Annotated in this window: 12 protein-coding genes; 3 read left to right on the top strand and 9 right to left on the bottom strand. The window is 62.7% G+C overall.

What is annotated here, in order from left to right:
* Window positions 1-53 precede the first annotated feature (53 nt).
* The gene (locus tag VWZ85_RS13275) at window positions 54-353 is read right to left on the bottom strand and encodes a putative quinol monooxygenase (RefSeq protein WP_416588688.1); all 300 of its coding nucleotides are present in this window, start codon (window positions 351-353) and stop codon (window positions 54-56) included.
* Between the two features lie 275 nt (window positions 354-628).
* Window positions 629-3,316 carry an aconitate hydratase AcnA gene (gene acnA, locus VWZ85_RS13270; RefSeq protein ID WP_416595485.1) on the bottom strand — a complete coding sequence of 896 codons (2,688 nt, stop codon included), beginning with the start codon at window positions 3,314-3,316 and terminating at the stop codon, window positions 629-631.
* 246 nt (window positions 3,317-3,562) lie between these two features.
* On the opposite strand from acnA, the gene VWZ85_RS13265 reads away from it, so the two are divergent.
* Window positions 3,563-4,288: a DUF1223 domain-containing protein gene (locus VWZ85_RS13265; protein WP_416588686.1), complete on the top strand. Its 726-nt coding sequence runs from the start codon at window positions 3,563-3,565 to the stop codon at window positions 4,286-4,288.
* An 89-nt stretch (window positions 4,289-4,377) separates the two neighbouring features.
* On the opposite strand, the gene VWZ85_RS13260 is transcribed toward VWZ85_RS13265, so the two are convergent.
* From VWZ85_RS13260 to VWZ85_RS13240, 5 genes are all read right to left on the bottom strand, one after another.
* Window positions 4,378-5,313 carry a lysophospholipid acyltransferase family protein gene (locus VWZ85_RS13260; protein ID WP_416534177.1) on the bottom strand — a complete coding sequence of 312 codons (936 nt, stop codon included), beginning with the start codon at window positions 5,311-5,313 and terminating at the stop codon, window positions 4,378-4,380.
* Between the two features lie 169 nt (window positions 5,314-5,482).
* The gene (locus VWZ85_RS13255; RefSeq protein ID WP_416540043.1) at window positions 5,483-6,682 is read right to left on the bottom strand and encodes a flagellar motor switch protein FliG; all 1,200 of its coding nucleotides are present in this window, start codon (window positions 6,680-6,682) and stop codon (window positions 5,483-5,485) included.
* Between the two features lie 76 nt (window positions 6,683-6,758).
* Window positions 6,759-7,376 carry a tetratricopeptide repeat protein gene (locus VWZ85_RS13250; RefSeq protein WP_416588684.1) on the bottom strand — a complete coding sequence of 206 codons (618 nt, stop codon included), beginning with the start codon at window positions 7,374-7,376 and terminating at the stop codon, window positions 6,759-6,761.
* A gap of 169 nt (window positions 7,377-7,545) precedes the next feature.
* A complete protein-coding gene (gene purB, locus VWZ85_RS13245; RefSeq protein ID WP_340545820.1) occupies window positions 7,546-8,850 on the bottom strand; it encodes an adenylosuccinate lyase in 1,305 nt (434 codons plus the stop codon).
* 253 nt (window positions 8,851-9,103) lie between these two features.
* The gene (locus VWZ85_RS13240) at window positions 9,104-10,354 is read right to left on the bottom strand and encodes an alpha/beta fold hydrolase (protein WP_416538915.1); all 1,251 of its coding nucleotides are present in this window, start codon (window positions 10,352-10,354) and stop codon (window positions 9,104-9,106) included.
* 170 nt (window positions 10,355-10,524) lie between these two features.
* Between VWZ85_RS13240 and VWZ85_RS13235 the strand changes: the two genes are divergently transcribed.
* Window positions 10,525-11,010 carry an NUDIX hydrolase gene (locus tag VWZ85_RS13235; protein ID WP_416588848.1) on the top strand — a complete coding sequence of 162 codons (486 nt, stop codon included), beginning with the start codon at window positions 10,525-10,527 and terminating at the stop codon, window positions 11,008-11,010.
* A 90-nt stretch (window positions 11,011-11,100) separates the two neighbouring features.
* Here the strand turns inward: VWZ85_RS13235 and dddP are convergent, their stop codons facing one another.
* The gene (gene dddP / locus VWZ85_RS13230; protein ID WP_416588682.1) at window positions 11,101-12,453 is read right to left on the bottom strand and encodes a dimethylsulfonioproprionate lyase DddP; all 1,353 of its coding nucleotides are present in this window, start codon (window positions 12,451-12,453) and stop codon (window positions 11,101-11,103) included.
* Between the two features lie 148 nt (window positions 12,454-12,601).
* Between dddP and VWZ85_RS13225 the strand changes: the two genes are divergently transcribed.
* The gene (locus VWZ85_RS13225) at window positions 12,602-13,375 is read left to right on the top strand and encodes a heme-dependent oxidative N-demethylase family protein (protein WP_416588680.1); all 774 of its coding nucleotides are present in this window, start codon (window positions 12,602-12,604) and stop codon (window positions 13,373-13,375) included.
* A 13-nt stretch (window positions 13,376-13,388) separates the two neighbouring features.
* Here the strand turns inward: VWZ85_RS13225 and VWZ85_RS13220 are convergent, their stop codons facing one another.
* Window positions 13,389-14,390 carry a hypothetical protein gene (locus VWZ85_RS13220; protein WP_416588678.1) on the bottom strand — a complete coding sequence of 334 codons (1,002 nt, stop codon included), beginning with the start codon at window positions 14,388-14,390 and terminating at the stop codon, window positions 13,389-13,391.
* Window positions 14,391-14,467 lie beyond the last annotated feature (77 nt).

The raw sequence follows: 14,467 nt of genomic DNA, 5'->3' as shown, positions 1-14,467 counted from the left end.
GCGGCTGCCATCGGCAGGCGGCGCAGGCCTTGCGGGGCAAGCAGGATCCGATCCTAGCCGAGCTCATAGGTTCGGAAGATCTGTTCGTCCTGTGTGAACTCTGCCAGCCGGTCAAAATCACCGCGTTCTGCCCGCCAGGTGAGATAGGCGCTCTGGACCTCGCTGTTCTCCCAGATCTGGAAAATGACCACCTCGCCGCGCTCTGGTGCCAGCAGGAGATGGGCCTGGATACAGCCCTGAAAACGACGGGTTTCCGGCATCAGTTTTTGCAGCGCCGCGACCAGCTCGTCGTAGAGGTCGGGGATCGCCGTGATGGTGACAATGATAGCTTCTTTTTCAGGAGTGTCGTTCACTGGGCATCCGTCTGAGTTTAGTGCGTCTTGGGGGCGGCTGAGCACAACCTGTTGCATCTGGCAGTGCCGTCGTTACGCGGCTGCTAGATCTGTTGATAAATCCTAGACGGGCCGGCAGCCCGCCGTCCAGTTCGAAGTTTACGTAACGGCATCTTGATGCGATGATTCCGATTGGTCCCGCGAGTTTATGCCTGAATTCATCGTGTTGAAAACAAAAACGGGTGCCCCGAAGGGCACCCGCGTTGATCGCTCAGATGCTGTGACCTGCGCCTGCCTTAGGATTTGGCGAGGTTGCGCAGCACGTAATGCAGCACGCCGCCATGTTCGATGTACTCGATCTCGGGCGCGGTATCGATGCGGCACTTCAGGGTGATGGTCTTGGTGGTGCCATCGCCGTAAGTGATGTCGCAAGGAACTTCCTGCTGCGGCTTGATGGTGTCCAGACCGTGGATCGAGACCGTCTCATCGCCGGTGAGCTTCAGCGTCTTGCGCGTGTCGCCGCCGGTGAACTCAAACGGGATCACGCCCATGCCAACCAGGTTGGAGCGGTGGATACGTTCGAAGCTCTCGGCGATGACCGCCTTGACGCCCAGCAGGGCCGTGCCCTTGGCCGCCCAGTCGCGCGAGGAGCCCGCACCGTATTGTTCGCCGCCGAAGACAACCAGCGGGGTACCCTGTTCCTGATAGGCCATGGAGGCCTCGTAGACCGAGGTCTGTTCGCCATCGGGGCCTTTGGTATAGCCACCTTCGACACCGTCCAGCATCTCGTTCTTGATGCGGATGTTGGCAAATGTGCCGCGCATCATGATCTCGTGGTTGCCACGACGCGAGCCGTAGGAGTTGAACTCACGCGGCTGCACCTGACGGTCCAGCAGATACTGGCCAGCCGGGGTGGTGGTCGCGAAAGAGCCCGCCGGGGAGATGTGGTCGGTGGTGACCATATCGCCGAGGATTAAGAGCGGTTTTGCGTCCTTGATGTTGGAGATGGTACCCGGCTCAGAGCCCATACCCTGGAAGTAGGGCGGGTTCTGGATATAGGTGGAGCTTGCCGGCCAGTCGTAGGTCTCGGCGTCGGTGGTGTCCACCGCCTGCCATTTCTCGTCGCCTTTGAACACATCGGCGTATTTCGACAGGAAGGCTTCGCGGGTCACGGTTGCTTCGACCAGATCGGCGATTTCCTTTTGGCTCGGCCAGATGTCCTTCAGGTAGACATCCTTGCCGTCCTTGTCCTGGGCAATCGGATCTGACGCCAGATCAATATCCATGGTGCCCGCCAGCGCATAGGCAACAACCAGCGGCGGCGAGGCCAGATAGTTGGCGCGCACATCGGGGCTGATACGGCCTTCGAAGTTGCGGTTGCCGGACAGGACGGAGGTCGCCACCAGATCACCTTCGGCGATGGCATCGGACAGCTCCTGCTGGATCGGACCGGAGTTGCCGATACAGGTGGTGCAGCCATAGCCCACGAGGTTAAAGCCGATCTTGTCCAGATCTTCCTGCAGGCCTGCGGCCTCCAGATAGGCGGACACAACCTGCGAGCCCGGTGCCAGCGAGGTCTTGACCCAGGGCTTGCGATCCAGGCCGAGGGCAGCGGCCTTGCGCGCCACGAGGCCCGCGCCGATCATCACATAGGGGTTCGAGGTGTTGGTGCAGGAGGTGATCGAGGCGATCACGACCTTGCCGCTTTCCATGGTGTAGTCCTCGCCCTTGACGGCGACTTCCTTGCCCATGGGACGCTTGAAGGTCTCTTCCATTTCCTTCTGGAACGCCGCCTTGGCGCCGGTCAGGGCGACATAGTCCTGCGGGCGTTTCGGGCCGGAGATCGCAGGCACGATGGTGCCCATGTCGAGGCTCAGCGTGTCGGTGTAGATCGGGGCATAATCCGCATCACGCCAGAAGCCGTTTTCCTTGGCGTAGGCTTCGACCAGCGCGATACGGTCTTCGTCGCGGCCGGTGTTGCGCAGGTAGCGGATGGTTTCTTCGTCGATCGGGAAGAAGCCACAGGTGGCGCCATATTCCGGCGCCATATTCGCGATGGTGGCGCGGTCCGCCAGCGGCAGCGTATCAAGACCGGTGCCGTAGAATTCCACGAATTTGCCAACCACGCCCTTGGCGCGCAGCATTTCCACAACCTTCAGCACGAGGTCGGTGCCGGTGGTGCCTTCGCATATGGCGCCGGTCAGCTCAAAGCCGATGACCTCGGGGATCAGCATGGAGATCGGCTGACCCAGCATCGCGGCTTCGGCCTCGATACCGCCAACACCCCAGCCCAGAACGGCCGCGCCGTTGACCATGGTGGTGTGGCTGTCGGTACCGACCAGCGTATCGGGGTAGGCGACCATCTCACCGTTCTGATCCTCATCGGACCAGATGGTCTGGGCGAGATATTCCAGGTTCACCTGGTGGCAGATGCCGGTGCCCGGGGGCACAACGCGGAAGTTGTTGAACGCGCCCTGACCCCATTTCAGGAACTGGTAACGCTCCATGTTGCGTTCGTATTCGCGGTCGACGTTCATCTGGAACGCGCGCGGGTTGCCGAACTCGTCGATCATGACCGAGTGGTCGATGACCAGATCAACCGGGTTCAGCGGGTTGATCTTCTGGGCGTCGCCACCCAGCGCCTTGATACCGTCGCGCATCGCGGCAAGGTCCACAACGGCGGGAACGCCGGTGAAATCCTGCATCAGCACGCGGGCCGGACGATAGGCGATTTCGCGGGGGTTCTTGCCGCCATTGGCGCCCCATTCGGCAAAGGCCTTGATATCGTCGGTGGAGACGGAGAAGCCGCCGTCCTCAAACCGCAGCATGTTTTCCAGCACCACTTTCAGCGCGGCAGGCAGCTTGGCAAAATCGCCAAGACCGGCTTCGGTTGCGGCGGGGATCGAGTAATAGGAGATCGACTTGCCACCCGCGCTCAGTTTGCGGCGCGTCTTGGCATTGTCCTGTCCGACGGTGATAGGCATGTTTGGCCTCCCTCTGGGATGTGAAAACAGGGAATTCGCTACCGGCTATCTGCAACAGGTCGGGCGTGCATTCAATAGCTGAAACGCCGCAGGCAGCATTTTTGTATGCAATAGTACACAAAATTTGCGCCAAGGTGGAATTTTCACCCCAAACAGCACCACGCACGGGCGTCTCAAGAATGATTGATTGGTCATTTCAGGCTCAGCCCGCTAGATCCATAAGCCAGAGCAAAAAGGGTATCTTGTATGAAATGGGTCGCATCGCTTTTTCTGGCCGTGTGGATGACGCTGCCAACCGGGGCTGCCGCGCAGAGCGCTGGCGCGGCCACCGATTTGGTGGTGGTGGAGCTGTTCACCTCGCAGGGGTGCTCCTCCTGTCCGCCTGCTGATGCGCTGCTGCGGCAGCTGACGGCGCGGCCTGATGTGCTGCCGTTGGCGCTGCACGTGGATTACTGGGATTATATCGGCTGGAAAGATCAGTTCGCCGATCCCGCCCACACCCGCCGCCAGAAAGGATACGCCCACGTCGGCGGTCGCCAGATGGTCTATACCCCGCAGATGATCGTCAATGGTCAGGACGATGTTGTCGGCGCCAATGCGATGGAGCTGACCGAGGTGATCGCCAGCCATCAGACCCGGCCCAGCCAGGTGTCGATCCGCATTGATGGCAGCGCCGCTGATGGTGTCACTGTCGCGTTGCGACGGGCGGATACCGCGCCGGTTCTGTCCGGGCCGATCTCGGTGCAGCTGGTGCGTTATGCGCCGCTGAAAACCGTGGATATCTCACGCGGGGAGCTGGCGGGCCGTCGGTTGGATTACGCCAATGTCGTCGAACAGATTGACCGCGTGGCGGATTGGGACGGGCAGGGCGCGCTGGAGCTGACTGTGACGCTGACCGATGCCCGCCCGGCCGCGCTGCTGGTACAGCAGGCGCCCTATGGTGCGATCCTGGCCGCAGCCAGGCTGAACTGAAACAGGTTGAACTGAGACAGGCTGAAGTGGGCCGTGCAAACCTGAGCCAGGCCAGACGAAGACCGCACGCCGCAGCACCCCGGGCAGGCTCAGGTCGCGTCCGGCTTCCGGTCTGCCGGTGTGGGTTTCGGGATCGGCACATAGGGTTTCCACCGCCGGTGGATCCAGAACCATTGCCCCATATGTTGCCGCACCAGTTCCTCCAGCCGTTTGCAAACGGTGGTGGTCATGGTGACAGGATCCGATGGGGCGATTTCTTCCTGCACGATGATCTCGAAATCCAGCCCGTTGGGCTGGCGAATGGCGTAGACCGGGATCATCGCAGCCTTGTATTTCAGCGCCAGTTCGGCTGGCACGATGGAGGTCACGGCGGGTTCGCCGAAGAAGTCGATATTGACCCCGCCATGGGCATGCAGATCCGCCACGATGGCAATGATGCCCCCCTGTTTCAGGTGGCGAACCATCTCCATCATGCCGCGTTTGCCCTGTTCAAACATCGGTTTGCCGGTCTTTTCAATGGCGCGCACATAGTGGTCGTTGAAATAGGGATTGGCCATCCGACGATAGAGCGCCCCCATGGCAAAGCCGCGCTTGATCAGATTGGCGCGCGCGGCGTCGTAATTGCCGAAATGGCCGGTGACCAGAATGACCGGACGCCCTTCGGCGCGGGCGCGTTCCAGCGCCGCCAGACCGGGGCCGGAGACCGGCGCCGCCCAGGCGCGCTCCAGAAACGGTTGCCCGGCGTAGAGTTCCGCCACCACGCGCCCGACATTGTCGCTGACCTCATCGCAGAGACGCGCCACCTCCGCCTCCGGCAATTCGGGGCAGGTCAGCGCGAGATTGTCACGCACCCGTTTGTGAAACCCGGCCAGCGGTGCAGCCTTGCGCATCACCCAGCCCATCGCCGGAATGCGTTTGTCATAGGGGATCAGACCCAGCGCGCCGATGATCGCGCGCAGCGCCAGATTGCTGGCGTAGTAGCTGGCGCGGCGGCCTGGGGACAGGGTGGAGGGATCAACGGGCATGTCCGGTCGGCCTGCAATTGAGGAAAGCAAAATCAGCCGCGACCATAAACGGCGGCGCCAACAGGCACAAGCAACCGACCCCGTTATCGGCAACGCAGCTCTTGGCCATACGTCCGCTCAGATCCGGTGGACGCGGCCCTGGGCCGCGCCGCCGTTGCGGGCGCTGAGATCAGTCCTCTTCGTCCTCGTCAGTGGCGCGCAGCTCGATCTCGCCGGAATTCACCAGCTCTCGCAATGCGTTGACGATCGTGCCCATGGCACCTTCTCCAACGCTGCGCTTGACCTTGCCCCGTTCGGCCACTTCCTCGCGGATGTTGTTGGCCATCCGGCTGGACATATTGGCCAGCATGAATTCGCTGGATTCCACATCGTCCTCGTCGGTGGCAAAGGCGATGGCGGTGACCAGATCCTGCTGCGCCAGAACGCGCGCGATCTTGGGCACATCGACGGGGCTGACGCGCTGTGAGATCAGAGCATAGGTGAAGATCGATTTGCGGACGTCACCGGCGAATTCCTCGTCTTCCTCATCCAGCGCGGTCAGCACCTCGTCACGTTTGCCCGCTGCCGCCTGGGTCAGGATGGCCCCCATGCGCTGGCCCGGCGTCTCTTCAAAGGCGACCTCGGGCCGCGCCTCGATCTGCGCGGCGAGGGACAGGCCAATGCGATCCACTGTATCCGGGGTCACGGCGGCGGTCTGACTGACGGCATAGGTGATGCGGCGGGCCACGGGACCGGGCAGGTGGATCAGCATCTGCGCCGCCTTGGTGGTGTCGAGTTTGGACAGAAGGACAGCGGCGACCTCGGTGCTTTCGGCCTGAGCCAGCTCCGCCAGCTCCTCTGGCGGCAGGGCGCGCAGACGCTCCCACGGGTCGCCAAACTGGCGCACGCCGGCCTCCTTGCGCAGGCGGCTGGCCGTCTGGCGGCTAATCTTGCCCTCCATCGCGGAGAGCGCACCAGCCAGACCATTGGGAAAGGAAAGGCCGACGTTGTCGAGCATTTCGGCAAATTCCCCGGCCACCTCATGCAGGGTGGTGCGGTCGATCAGCCCCATGCGGCCCATCTGCTGGGTCAATTCGATCTGCAAATCGTCCGGCAGCGATTCCAGCGGGATATCGGCCCCTTCGTTCAGCAGCAGGCGGACCACAATGGCGGCTTTGGCCTTGCCGCTGAGTTTGGATTTGGCGGCGGGCATACCACCGCCCATTGCGGGCATATCCAGCGCACCGCCACCCATGCCGCCCATCCCCATATCGCCGCCGCCGAAATCGCCGCCGAAATCCATCCCGCCAAGCGGAGCCGGGGCGGAGAAATCGCCAAAGTCATCTGAGGAGGCCGCCATGGGAAGCGCCAAAGCATTTTCATTCTGCATTTATGAGCCCTAGCCAAAAAGATTCTCTTTCTGTTGTCTCCAATCTAGGGCGCAAGCCGTAAAGAAATGCTGAAAATCAATAGCTTTGCGTCTGTCCCGACAAAAGCGCCTCGCGCAGCGAGACCTCGGCCCAGCTGCCACTGCCGCCTGCGGCGCGGATCAGTTTCCACTGCTCCAGCGCAAGACCGTATTTTCCTTCAGCTACAAACCCTTGCCCCATGTAAGACCGCGCCAGATGGTTCTGTGGATCCAGCGCAATGGCACGAGTGTAATAGGACATGGCCTGGTCCCGATAGCCCTGCTTACGATAGGTAAAGCCCCAATAGGTCAGCACCCGGCTATCCATCTGGTCAGGCATCGCCGCCAGCACCGCCTGCGCGTCGCCATAGCGTCCAGCATAGGCGAGTTCGCGCACGGCGTCATACATTTCATCCGGGTCGAGCGAGGAGTGTTTGGGCGCGACGCAGCGCTGTTTCTGATCGTCCCAGACCTTGGCGCCCTTGCAGGTCTTGGTGGTGTTGGTTGGCTTTGGCGCGGCGCTGTCATCGCTCCCCGCCGCCAATGGCTGGCCTGCAAAGCCGGTGGCAAAAGCAGCCGAGAGCGCCAGCGCAGGCAGCGCGGCACAGCTGGCCCGCAGCACCGATGCGGGCAGAGAACGGGCGAGGAGGGCGGTTCGTGTCGGGATGGCAGGCATGGGATTGTCCTTTTGTCGCGCGCGCCGCGGATCTGCGGCCTGAGGTGTCTTCACCTTAGAGGGTGGACCACCGGGGCGGGATAACAAGACAGTGAGGCGCAGCGGCACGAAAAAGGCCGCCCTGCGTGTGGCAGAGCGGCCTGTGCAATCACAGAGATCACAGGTTGGCTTAGTCGCCAAACACCCGGGCAAAAATCGTGTCGACGTGTTTGGTGTGATAGCCCATGTCGAATTTCTCGTTGATCGCTTCTTCACCCAGCGCCGCAACCACATCGGCATCCGCCAGCAGCAGCTCGCGGAAATCAACACGATCTTCCCAGACCTTCAGGGCGTTGCGCTGCACCATGGAATAGGCGTCCTCGCGGCTGACACCCGCCTGCGTCAGCGCCAGCAGCACCCGCTGTGACATAACGAGGCCGGGGAATTTGTTCATGTTGTCCAGCATGTTCTCAGGGAAGACCAGCATCTTGTCGATGACGCCGGCCAGACGGTTGAGCGCAAAATCCAGGGTCACGGTCGCATCTGGGCCGATGCCGCGCTCCACCGAGGAGTGCGAGATATCGCGCTCATGCCACAGCGCCACGTTTTCCATCGCCGGGATCACCGCCATCCGCACCAGGCGCGCAAGGCCGGTGAGGTTCTCGGTCAGAACCGGGTTCTTCTTGTGCGGCATTGCCGAGGAGCCTTTCTGGCCCATCGAGAAGAATTCGGCGCCTTCCAGCACCTCGGTGCGCTGCATGTGGCGGATTTCCACTGCGATATTCTCGATCGACGACGCGATGACGCCCAGCGTGGCAAAGAACATTGCGTGACGGTCGCGCGGGATCACCTGGGTCGAAATCGGTTCAGGGCTGAGGCCGAGCTGTTCGCAGACATGTTCTTCAACACGGGGGTCGATATTGGCAAAGGTGCCAACCGCGCCGGAGATCGCGCCGGTGGCAACTTCGGCGCGGGCATTTTGCAGACGCTGCTTGTTGCGGTCCATTTCGGCATAGAAACGGGCAAAGGTCAGACCCATGGTGGTCGGCTCGGCGTGGATGCCATGTGAGCGGCCGACGCGCACGGTGTCCTTGTGCTCCAGCGCGCGTTTCTTCAGCGCAGCGAGCACCTTGTCGACGCCCTCGAGCAGGATGTCGGCGGCACGCACCAGCTGCACATTGAGGCAGGTGTCCAGCACGTCCGACGATGTCATGCCCTGATGTACAAAGCGCGCTTCCTCGGAGCCGACATGTTCGGCCAGATGGGTCAGAAAGGCGATGACGTCATGTTTGGTCACGGCCTCGATCTCGTCGATGCGGGCGACGTCGAATTCCACGTCCTTGGCTTTCCATACCGCGTCGGCGTTCTCGCGCGGGATCACGCCGAGGTTCGCCATGGCTTCGCAGGCATGTGCCTCGATTTCGTACCAGATCTTGAATTTGGTTTCCGGCGACCAGATGGCAACCATTTCAGGACGGGAATAGCGGGGGATCATGGGCAGCAGCACCTTATTGTAGCAGGGCAGAAGGGAAGCGGATGATGCCGCGCGTCTTAGAGCAGCGCGCCTCACAGGGCAAGGGCGCGGAGCCAGCCCGCGACAGAAAGCGCCCGATTTCAGCTGTCTTATGTCCCGCATCCGGCGCATCGGTGGGTTTTGCGCCACTGATAGGGAGGCAGACGGCACCCGTTACGGCCGGCAGCCAGCGGCGACATCCGCCCGCCCAAGAAATGCCGCCGTCAGCGCAGGGTCAGAACGGCAGATGTGCCGGATCCACCTCAATCTCGGCCTGATCCAGCCGCGTCGTCACCTTGGCGCCATGTTCCAGCGTGCGATGCACCGGACAGCGGTCGGCGATATCCATCAGCTTGGCGCGTTGATCTGCGCTTAGGGGGCCGGTCAGATAGATCACGCGGGTAAACTGGTCGATTTGCGCCGGACCCGAGGGCAGGGCATCCTGCGCATGGACCTTGTCATGGCACACATCGACGCTGACGCCTTCCAGCGGCCAGCCCTTGCGCCGGGCATACATGCGGATGGTCATGGAGGTACAGGCGCCGAGACCGGCGGCGATAAACCCATAGGGTGTCATGCCACGATTGCTGCCGCCATAGGCCAGCGGTTCATCGGCGTAGGTGTGATGACGGGGGCCGGACTGGATATCCTGCAAAAAGCCGTTCGGATCCGCTTCGGTGACACGCAGCACGCCTTCGGGGGCACCGGGGGGCGGAGCAGGCGGCGACAGGTCGATATAGCGCCCGGCCCAGGCGGCGATGAGGTCAGCGGCATATTCGGCATCACGGGGACGCGAGATCAGGTGGTCGGCATCGTCCAGCGTGACAAAGCTCTTGGGGTGTCTGGCCGCCATGAACAGCTCTGCTGCATTGTCGATGCTGACGGTGGCATCCAGCGGCGCATGCATCACCAGAAGCGCGGCATCCAGATCAGCAACGGCGCTGGTCAACGCCTCGCTGCGGATGTCGTCGACGAATTGCTTGCGGATCAGGAACGGGCGGTCGGCCAGACAGACCTCGGCCGCACCTTCGGTCTCAATCTGCTCCAGCGCCTCGCCAAACTGATGCGCCACATGGGCCGGATCGGAGGGCGCGCCAAGCGTCACCACGCCGCGCACCGACGGCAGGCCTGCACGGGCGCGTAGCACCGCAGCGCCGCCCAGCGAATGACCGATCAGCAGCGCAGGCGCCAGCCCGCGCCCCGCCAGATATTGTCCCGCCGCCACCAGATCGGCGACATTTGAGCTGAAGTTGGTATTGGAAAACTCGCCATCGGAATGACCCAGACCGGTGAAATCAAACCGCAGGACGGCAATTCCCATCGCCGCCAGACGGGCCGAGATGCGCCGCGCCGCCGGGATGTCCTTGGAACAGGTGAAACAATGCGCAAACAGCGCCGTTGACAGGATCGGCCCTTCGGGTAGATCCAGTCGCGCAGCCAGCTGGTCACCGGAGTGACCGGAAAAGGAAATGCGTTCGGTGGGCATAGGAATGGCCTTTATCTGGGGGTCGCCCTAAGGTGCGGCGACAGCCGGGCAGGTACAAGCCATCAGGCCCCGACGTCACGGGAAGGTGAGGGATATTGACAACAAATACGACCCTGGATCACTGCGCGGGGATCGGCGCATTCACCCCGCTGGATGCGCGTGACCGGCAGATGTGGCAGCGCCTGACCACGTTTTGCGCGCGCGAGCCAAGGGCGTTTGAACGGGATCCGGCAATCGGCCATGTGACCGGATCCGCCTTTGTGCTGTCGCAGGATCTCTCTGCGGTGCTGCTCACCCATCATGCCAAACTGGACCGGTGGTTACAGTTGGGCGGACATTGCGACGGCATCGCCGATGCAGGGTTCACCGCCTGGAAAGAGGCCTATGAGGAAAGCGGGCTCAGCCGGATCAGCCGTATTGGGGAGCAGGTATTCGACATCGACATTCACGAAATCCCGGCCAATGGCCGCGAGGCGTCGCATCTGCACTACGATGTGCGCTACCTGTTTCGCGCCGAGGCAGGCGAAATCCGGGCCACTGCGGAATCAAAGGCGCTGGCCTGGGTGCCGCTGGCAGAGCTGTCGCAATATAGTTCCGCGCCCAGTGTGCTGATCCTGAAAGATAAACTCGCCCGGTGGCAAAGCGGAGGCGCCTGACGGCGCCACAGGTTCAGCGGTCTCTCCCCCAGCGGGGAAGCGCCCGCCAGTGGGCGCTCTGCCCAGGCTCTTTGCGCGACGCCCTGCGGGTCACTTCCCGCCCGCGGTGCCCATCAACGCCGGATCGAACGGGTAGGTGGTGAGGTTCTCATAGCCTGTTTCGGTAATCAGCACCTGATCCTCCAGCTTGATCGAGAAATCGCCGCCTTCGGGGCTGACCAGTGCCTCGACACAGAGCACCATGCCCGGCTCCAGCTCATAGTCGAAGGCGCCCTCGACCATTTGATCGGGATAGGCGACCAGCGGCCATTCATCACAGAGCCCGACACCGTGCATCATGCAGCCGTATTTCTGTTTCTGGAACTGAGCATCCAGCAGATGGCAGCTGCGCGACAGCTCCTGCAGATTCACGCCCGGTTTCAGCATCTCCATATTGCTGCGGATGTGCTCAACCCCGTGCTGCATCGCATAGATCATATCGGCAGGCGGCGCGCGGTCGCCGATCCACCAGCTGCGCGAGATGTCGATACAGATCCCGTAGGAGCCGACCAGATCGGTGTCAAAGCTGATGATTTCGTTGTTCTGGATGATGCGTCCGCCGCATTCCTGAAACCACGGGTTGGTGCGCGGGCCAGAGGTCAGCAACCGGGTTTCGATCCATTCGCCACCCCGGCGGATGTTTTCGGCGTGCAGCACTGCCCAGACGTCATCTTCGCTGATCTGACCGCCGGGGATGGCGCTGCGGGCATAGCGCTCCATCGCGGCGACAGCTGTTTCACAGGCGTGATTGGCGCAGCGCATGGCGCTGATCTCATCGGGGCCTTTCACTGCGCGGCATTTCTCGGTCAGCTCCTCGCCGGGGAAGACCTCCAGCCCCTGTGCTTCGAGCGCGCGCAGCCCGTGCAGCATGATCTTGTCCACCGCGATCCGCCTGTTGCCGCCGCTGTGGGCGCGCAACAGCTCACGCACCTCATTGGCAAAGACATCCGCCGCCACATCCACCTTGTCGCCGCGATCAAAGTAGAACAGATCCGCCCCGGCGCGCTGTTCGCGCACCAGCGGGTTGAATTCGCTGAGGAAAGGCGCCTGTTTGTAGTCCCACATCACCATGTAGCCGTCAGCGCAGATCAAGAGTGCGCGAAACGGGTTATGGGTGTTCCACAGCTGCATATTGGTGGAGTCGGTGGCGTAGCGGATGTTCATCGGGTCAAACACCAGGAGGCCGCCGTAGTCGCGATCGTTGATGAACCGGGTCAGCCGCTCCCAGCGGTAGCGGCGCATCGCCTGAAGATCAGGCAGCTGCAACCCTGCGGCGGCCCATTCGCGATAGGCCAGTTGGGTGGGGCCGATCTCGACCCGGTCCTGATCGTTGGGCGTATTGTCGCCAAGGGTGGCGCCGCGCGTGGGATCAATCTTGCGGGTGTCGCGGTAGTGCTCGTTCATCTCCGGCTCCATCTCTGGACAGATCTGTCCAAAGTGGCGCGGGGCTTGCGCCGGTGTCGCTGCCAAATACGACCGTTCGGACGGTCGTTTTCAGGCTGATGCGCAAGCTGGCGGATGAAATGGCAGGCTTTGCTTGCTACAAGGTGGCATGAATGAGATTCTGCAAACCCGCCTGCCGTATAATCCCCTGGAAGAGCGCAAGCTGCCCGGCATCCAGCCGCTGGCGCCAGAAGACTGGCTCTATTTCGACGCCGCCTTCGCCGCGCAGATGACGGAGCGGGAGCGGCTGCTGACAACTCAGCGGGCGGAGGTTCTGCAATGCGGGCCGGGGGCGATGCCCGCTGCCTGCGAGTTGCTAGAGGCGGTTCTGGCGCAGCTCTACCCGGAGGCTGCGCCGTCTCGGCCAGGCCATGTGCTCCGGCCTGACGGGGTGCAGGTGCAGCTGGACTGGGAGGATCCCCTCGGCACGCTGGGGCGGATCGCGCAGCAGGATTTCTGCATTCTGGAAAAACCGCAGGGGGCGGATGAGCATGTGCTGACCGGGGCGGTGCTGTGCTTCCCGGCGAACTGGACCCTGGCGGAGAAATACCTGCGTCCGCTGATCGCCATCCATGCGCCTGTCGACAGCTATGATGCGGGCATTGCGGCGCGGGTGCAGCGGCTGTTTGACGGGGTCCAGCAGGGCCGCCCGATGTGGCGGTTCAATGCGCTGTGGTACGCCGATCCCACATTGCATCAGCCGCGCCGGGTCAGCGGGGATCGTCCACGTCCGGCGGCGGATGACGCCGGGTATCTGCGCAGCGAACGGCAGACGATCCTGCGGCTGCCGCGCAGTCGCGCGGTTGTTTTCAGCATCCACACGAGCGTGCTGGCCCGTGCGGATGTCTTGGCCCAATGGGGGGCACCGGCTGCACCGGCCTAGAGCGGGTGCGGCTCTAGAAGGCGATGGCAGCCGAGCTTTGCAGGGCCAGCAGCGCAGTTGCGCCACAGATGATATGCAGATGGCCGCGCAGCTGCGGGCTGTGCAGAATATGGGCCACCGCCGAGAGCATACGCGGCGGCACAGCCGCCAGCAGACCACCGATCCGGGCCATGTCGTAGTGGGCAGCCCGCGGATGTTGCAGGATGGCCTTGGTGCGTGCCCGCGCCCTGTTACGCGCCTCGATGGCGTGGCGACCGGTGGCGCGGAGTTCCGAGGAGTCGAGCATGGCCGCGCAATGTTCGGCAAGCTGTGCAGCGGTGACATCGACCGGCTCGAAACAGGCCCGGCCGCGCAGCCGTCCCTGGGGTCGTTGTTTGGGATCGGCTGCGGATTGCGACGCGTCCGGCACAGCGATCTGCGGCGCAATAACGGCGGAGGTGTCAGCCGCGGCGTCTGTCGGCGCGGTCACTGGTAATACGGTCAGCAACACCTCCGGCGGTACGGTTGCAGTCCCGTCTGCTGACCCGTCTAGCGGGGTGGGCATAGCCGCCTCGGAGGGTGTTTCGACCTCTGAAGCGTCCGAAAACGCACCAAGAAAGGCCGCCCGGGTCAGCGTGACGGGGGTGTCCAGCCAATCCACCGTCGCCACCTCAAGCTCTTCTGTCAGGCGGCGCAGGACCACCGCCAGCAGCAGTTCGCTCAGCTCGGCGTCGCAATGGTCAGGATGGTTCGGGATAAGCGTCACATTCAGCGCGCTGCGCAGCCGCGTCTCGGTGCAGTCCGCATCGGCGCTGTTGGCCCGCGTCGGCTTGATCGGATGGCGCAGATAGCGCAGTTCAATGCGATAATGATCGCACTCAAGCAGGATCAGATTGGGGCTGCGGGATCGGAACTGCCGCACGGCGTGACCATATTCCTCTAGCGTATCGACCACCGAGGCCGAGCTGCGGGACAAGGCCTCCGGGTGTCGGGCCTCAAAGCCGAGCTTGCCTTTGTACTGAACTGACTGTGTCACCGTCGGGATCCTCCGCTCAGATGTTTCAACAATTAAGTTAAAATTTGAAATGGTGGAAAGTGAGGCGGCGACAGGCG

Origin of the sequence: Phaeobacter sp. JH20_29, from assembly GCF_048056175.1 — a bacterium.
GTDB classification, from domain to species: Bacteria; Pseudomonadota; Alphaproteobacteria; order Rhodobacterales; family Rhodobacteraceae; genus Phaeobacter; species Phaeobacter bryozoorum.
Note: the sequence above shows the minus strand (reverse complement) of the source record. Positions and strands in the feature narration are given on the sequence as shown.

Excerpts from the sequence above, each read along its gene's own strand:
- VWZ85_RS13250 (WP_416588684.1), bottom strand. The coding sequence starts at position 7,376 with ATGCCTGCCATCCCGACACGAACCGCCCTCCTCGCCCGTTCTCTGCCC.
- purB (WP_340545820.1), bottom strand. The coding sequence starts at position 8,850 with ATGATCCCCCGCTATTCCCGTCCTGAAATGGTTGCCATCTGGTCGCCG.
- VWZ85_RS13240 (WP_416538915.1), bottom strand. The coding sequence starts at position 10,354 with ATGCCCACCGAACGCATTTCCTTTTCCGGTCACTCCGGTGACCAGCTG.
- VWZ85_RS13225 (WP_416588680.1), top strand. The coding sequence starts at position 12,602 with ATGAATGAGATTCTGCAAACCCGCCTGCCGTATAATCCCCTGGAAGAG.
- VWZ85_RS13260 (WP_416534177.1), bottom strand. The coding sequence starts at position 5,313 with ATGCCCGTTGATCCCTCCACCCTGTCCCCAGGCCGCCGCGCCAGCTAC.
- VWZ85_RS13255 (WP_416540043.1), bottom strand. The coding sequence starts at position 6,682 with ATGCAGAATGAAAATGCTTTGGCGCTTCCCATGGCGGCCTCCTCAGAT.
- VWZ85_RS13235 (WP_416588848.1), top strand. The coding sequence starts at position 10,525 with ATGTGGCAGCGCCTGACCACGTTTTGCGCGCGCGAGCCAAGGGCGTTT.
- VWZ85_RS13265 (WP_416588686.1), top strand. The coding sequence starts at position 3,563 with ATGAAATGGGTCGCATCGCTTTTTCTGGCCGTGTGGATGACGCTGCCA.
- acnA (WP_416595485.1), bottom strand. The coding sequence starts at position 3,316 with ATGCCTATCACCGTCGGACAGGACAATGCCAAGACGCGCCGCAAACTG.
- dddP (WP_416588682.1), bottom strand. The coding sequence starts at position 12,453 with ATGAACGAGCACTACCGCGACACCCGCAAGATTGATCCCACGCGCGGC.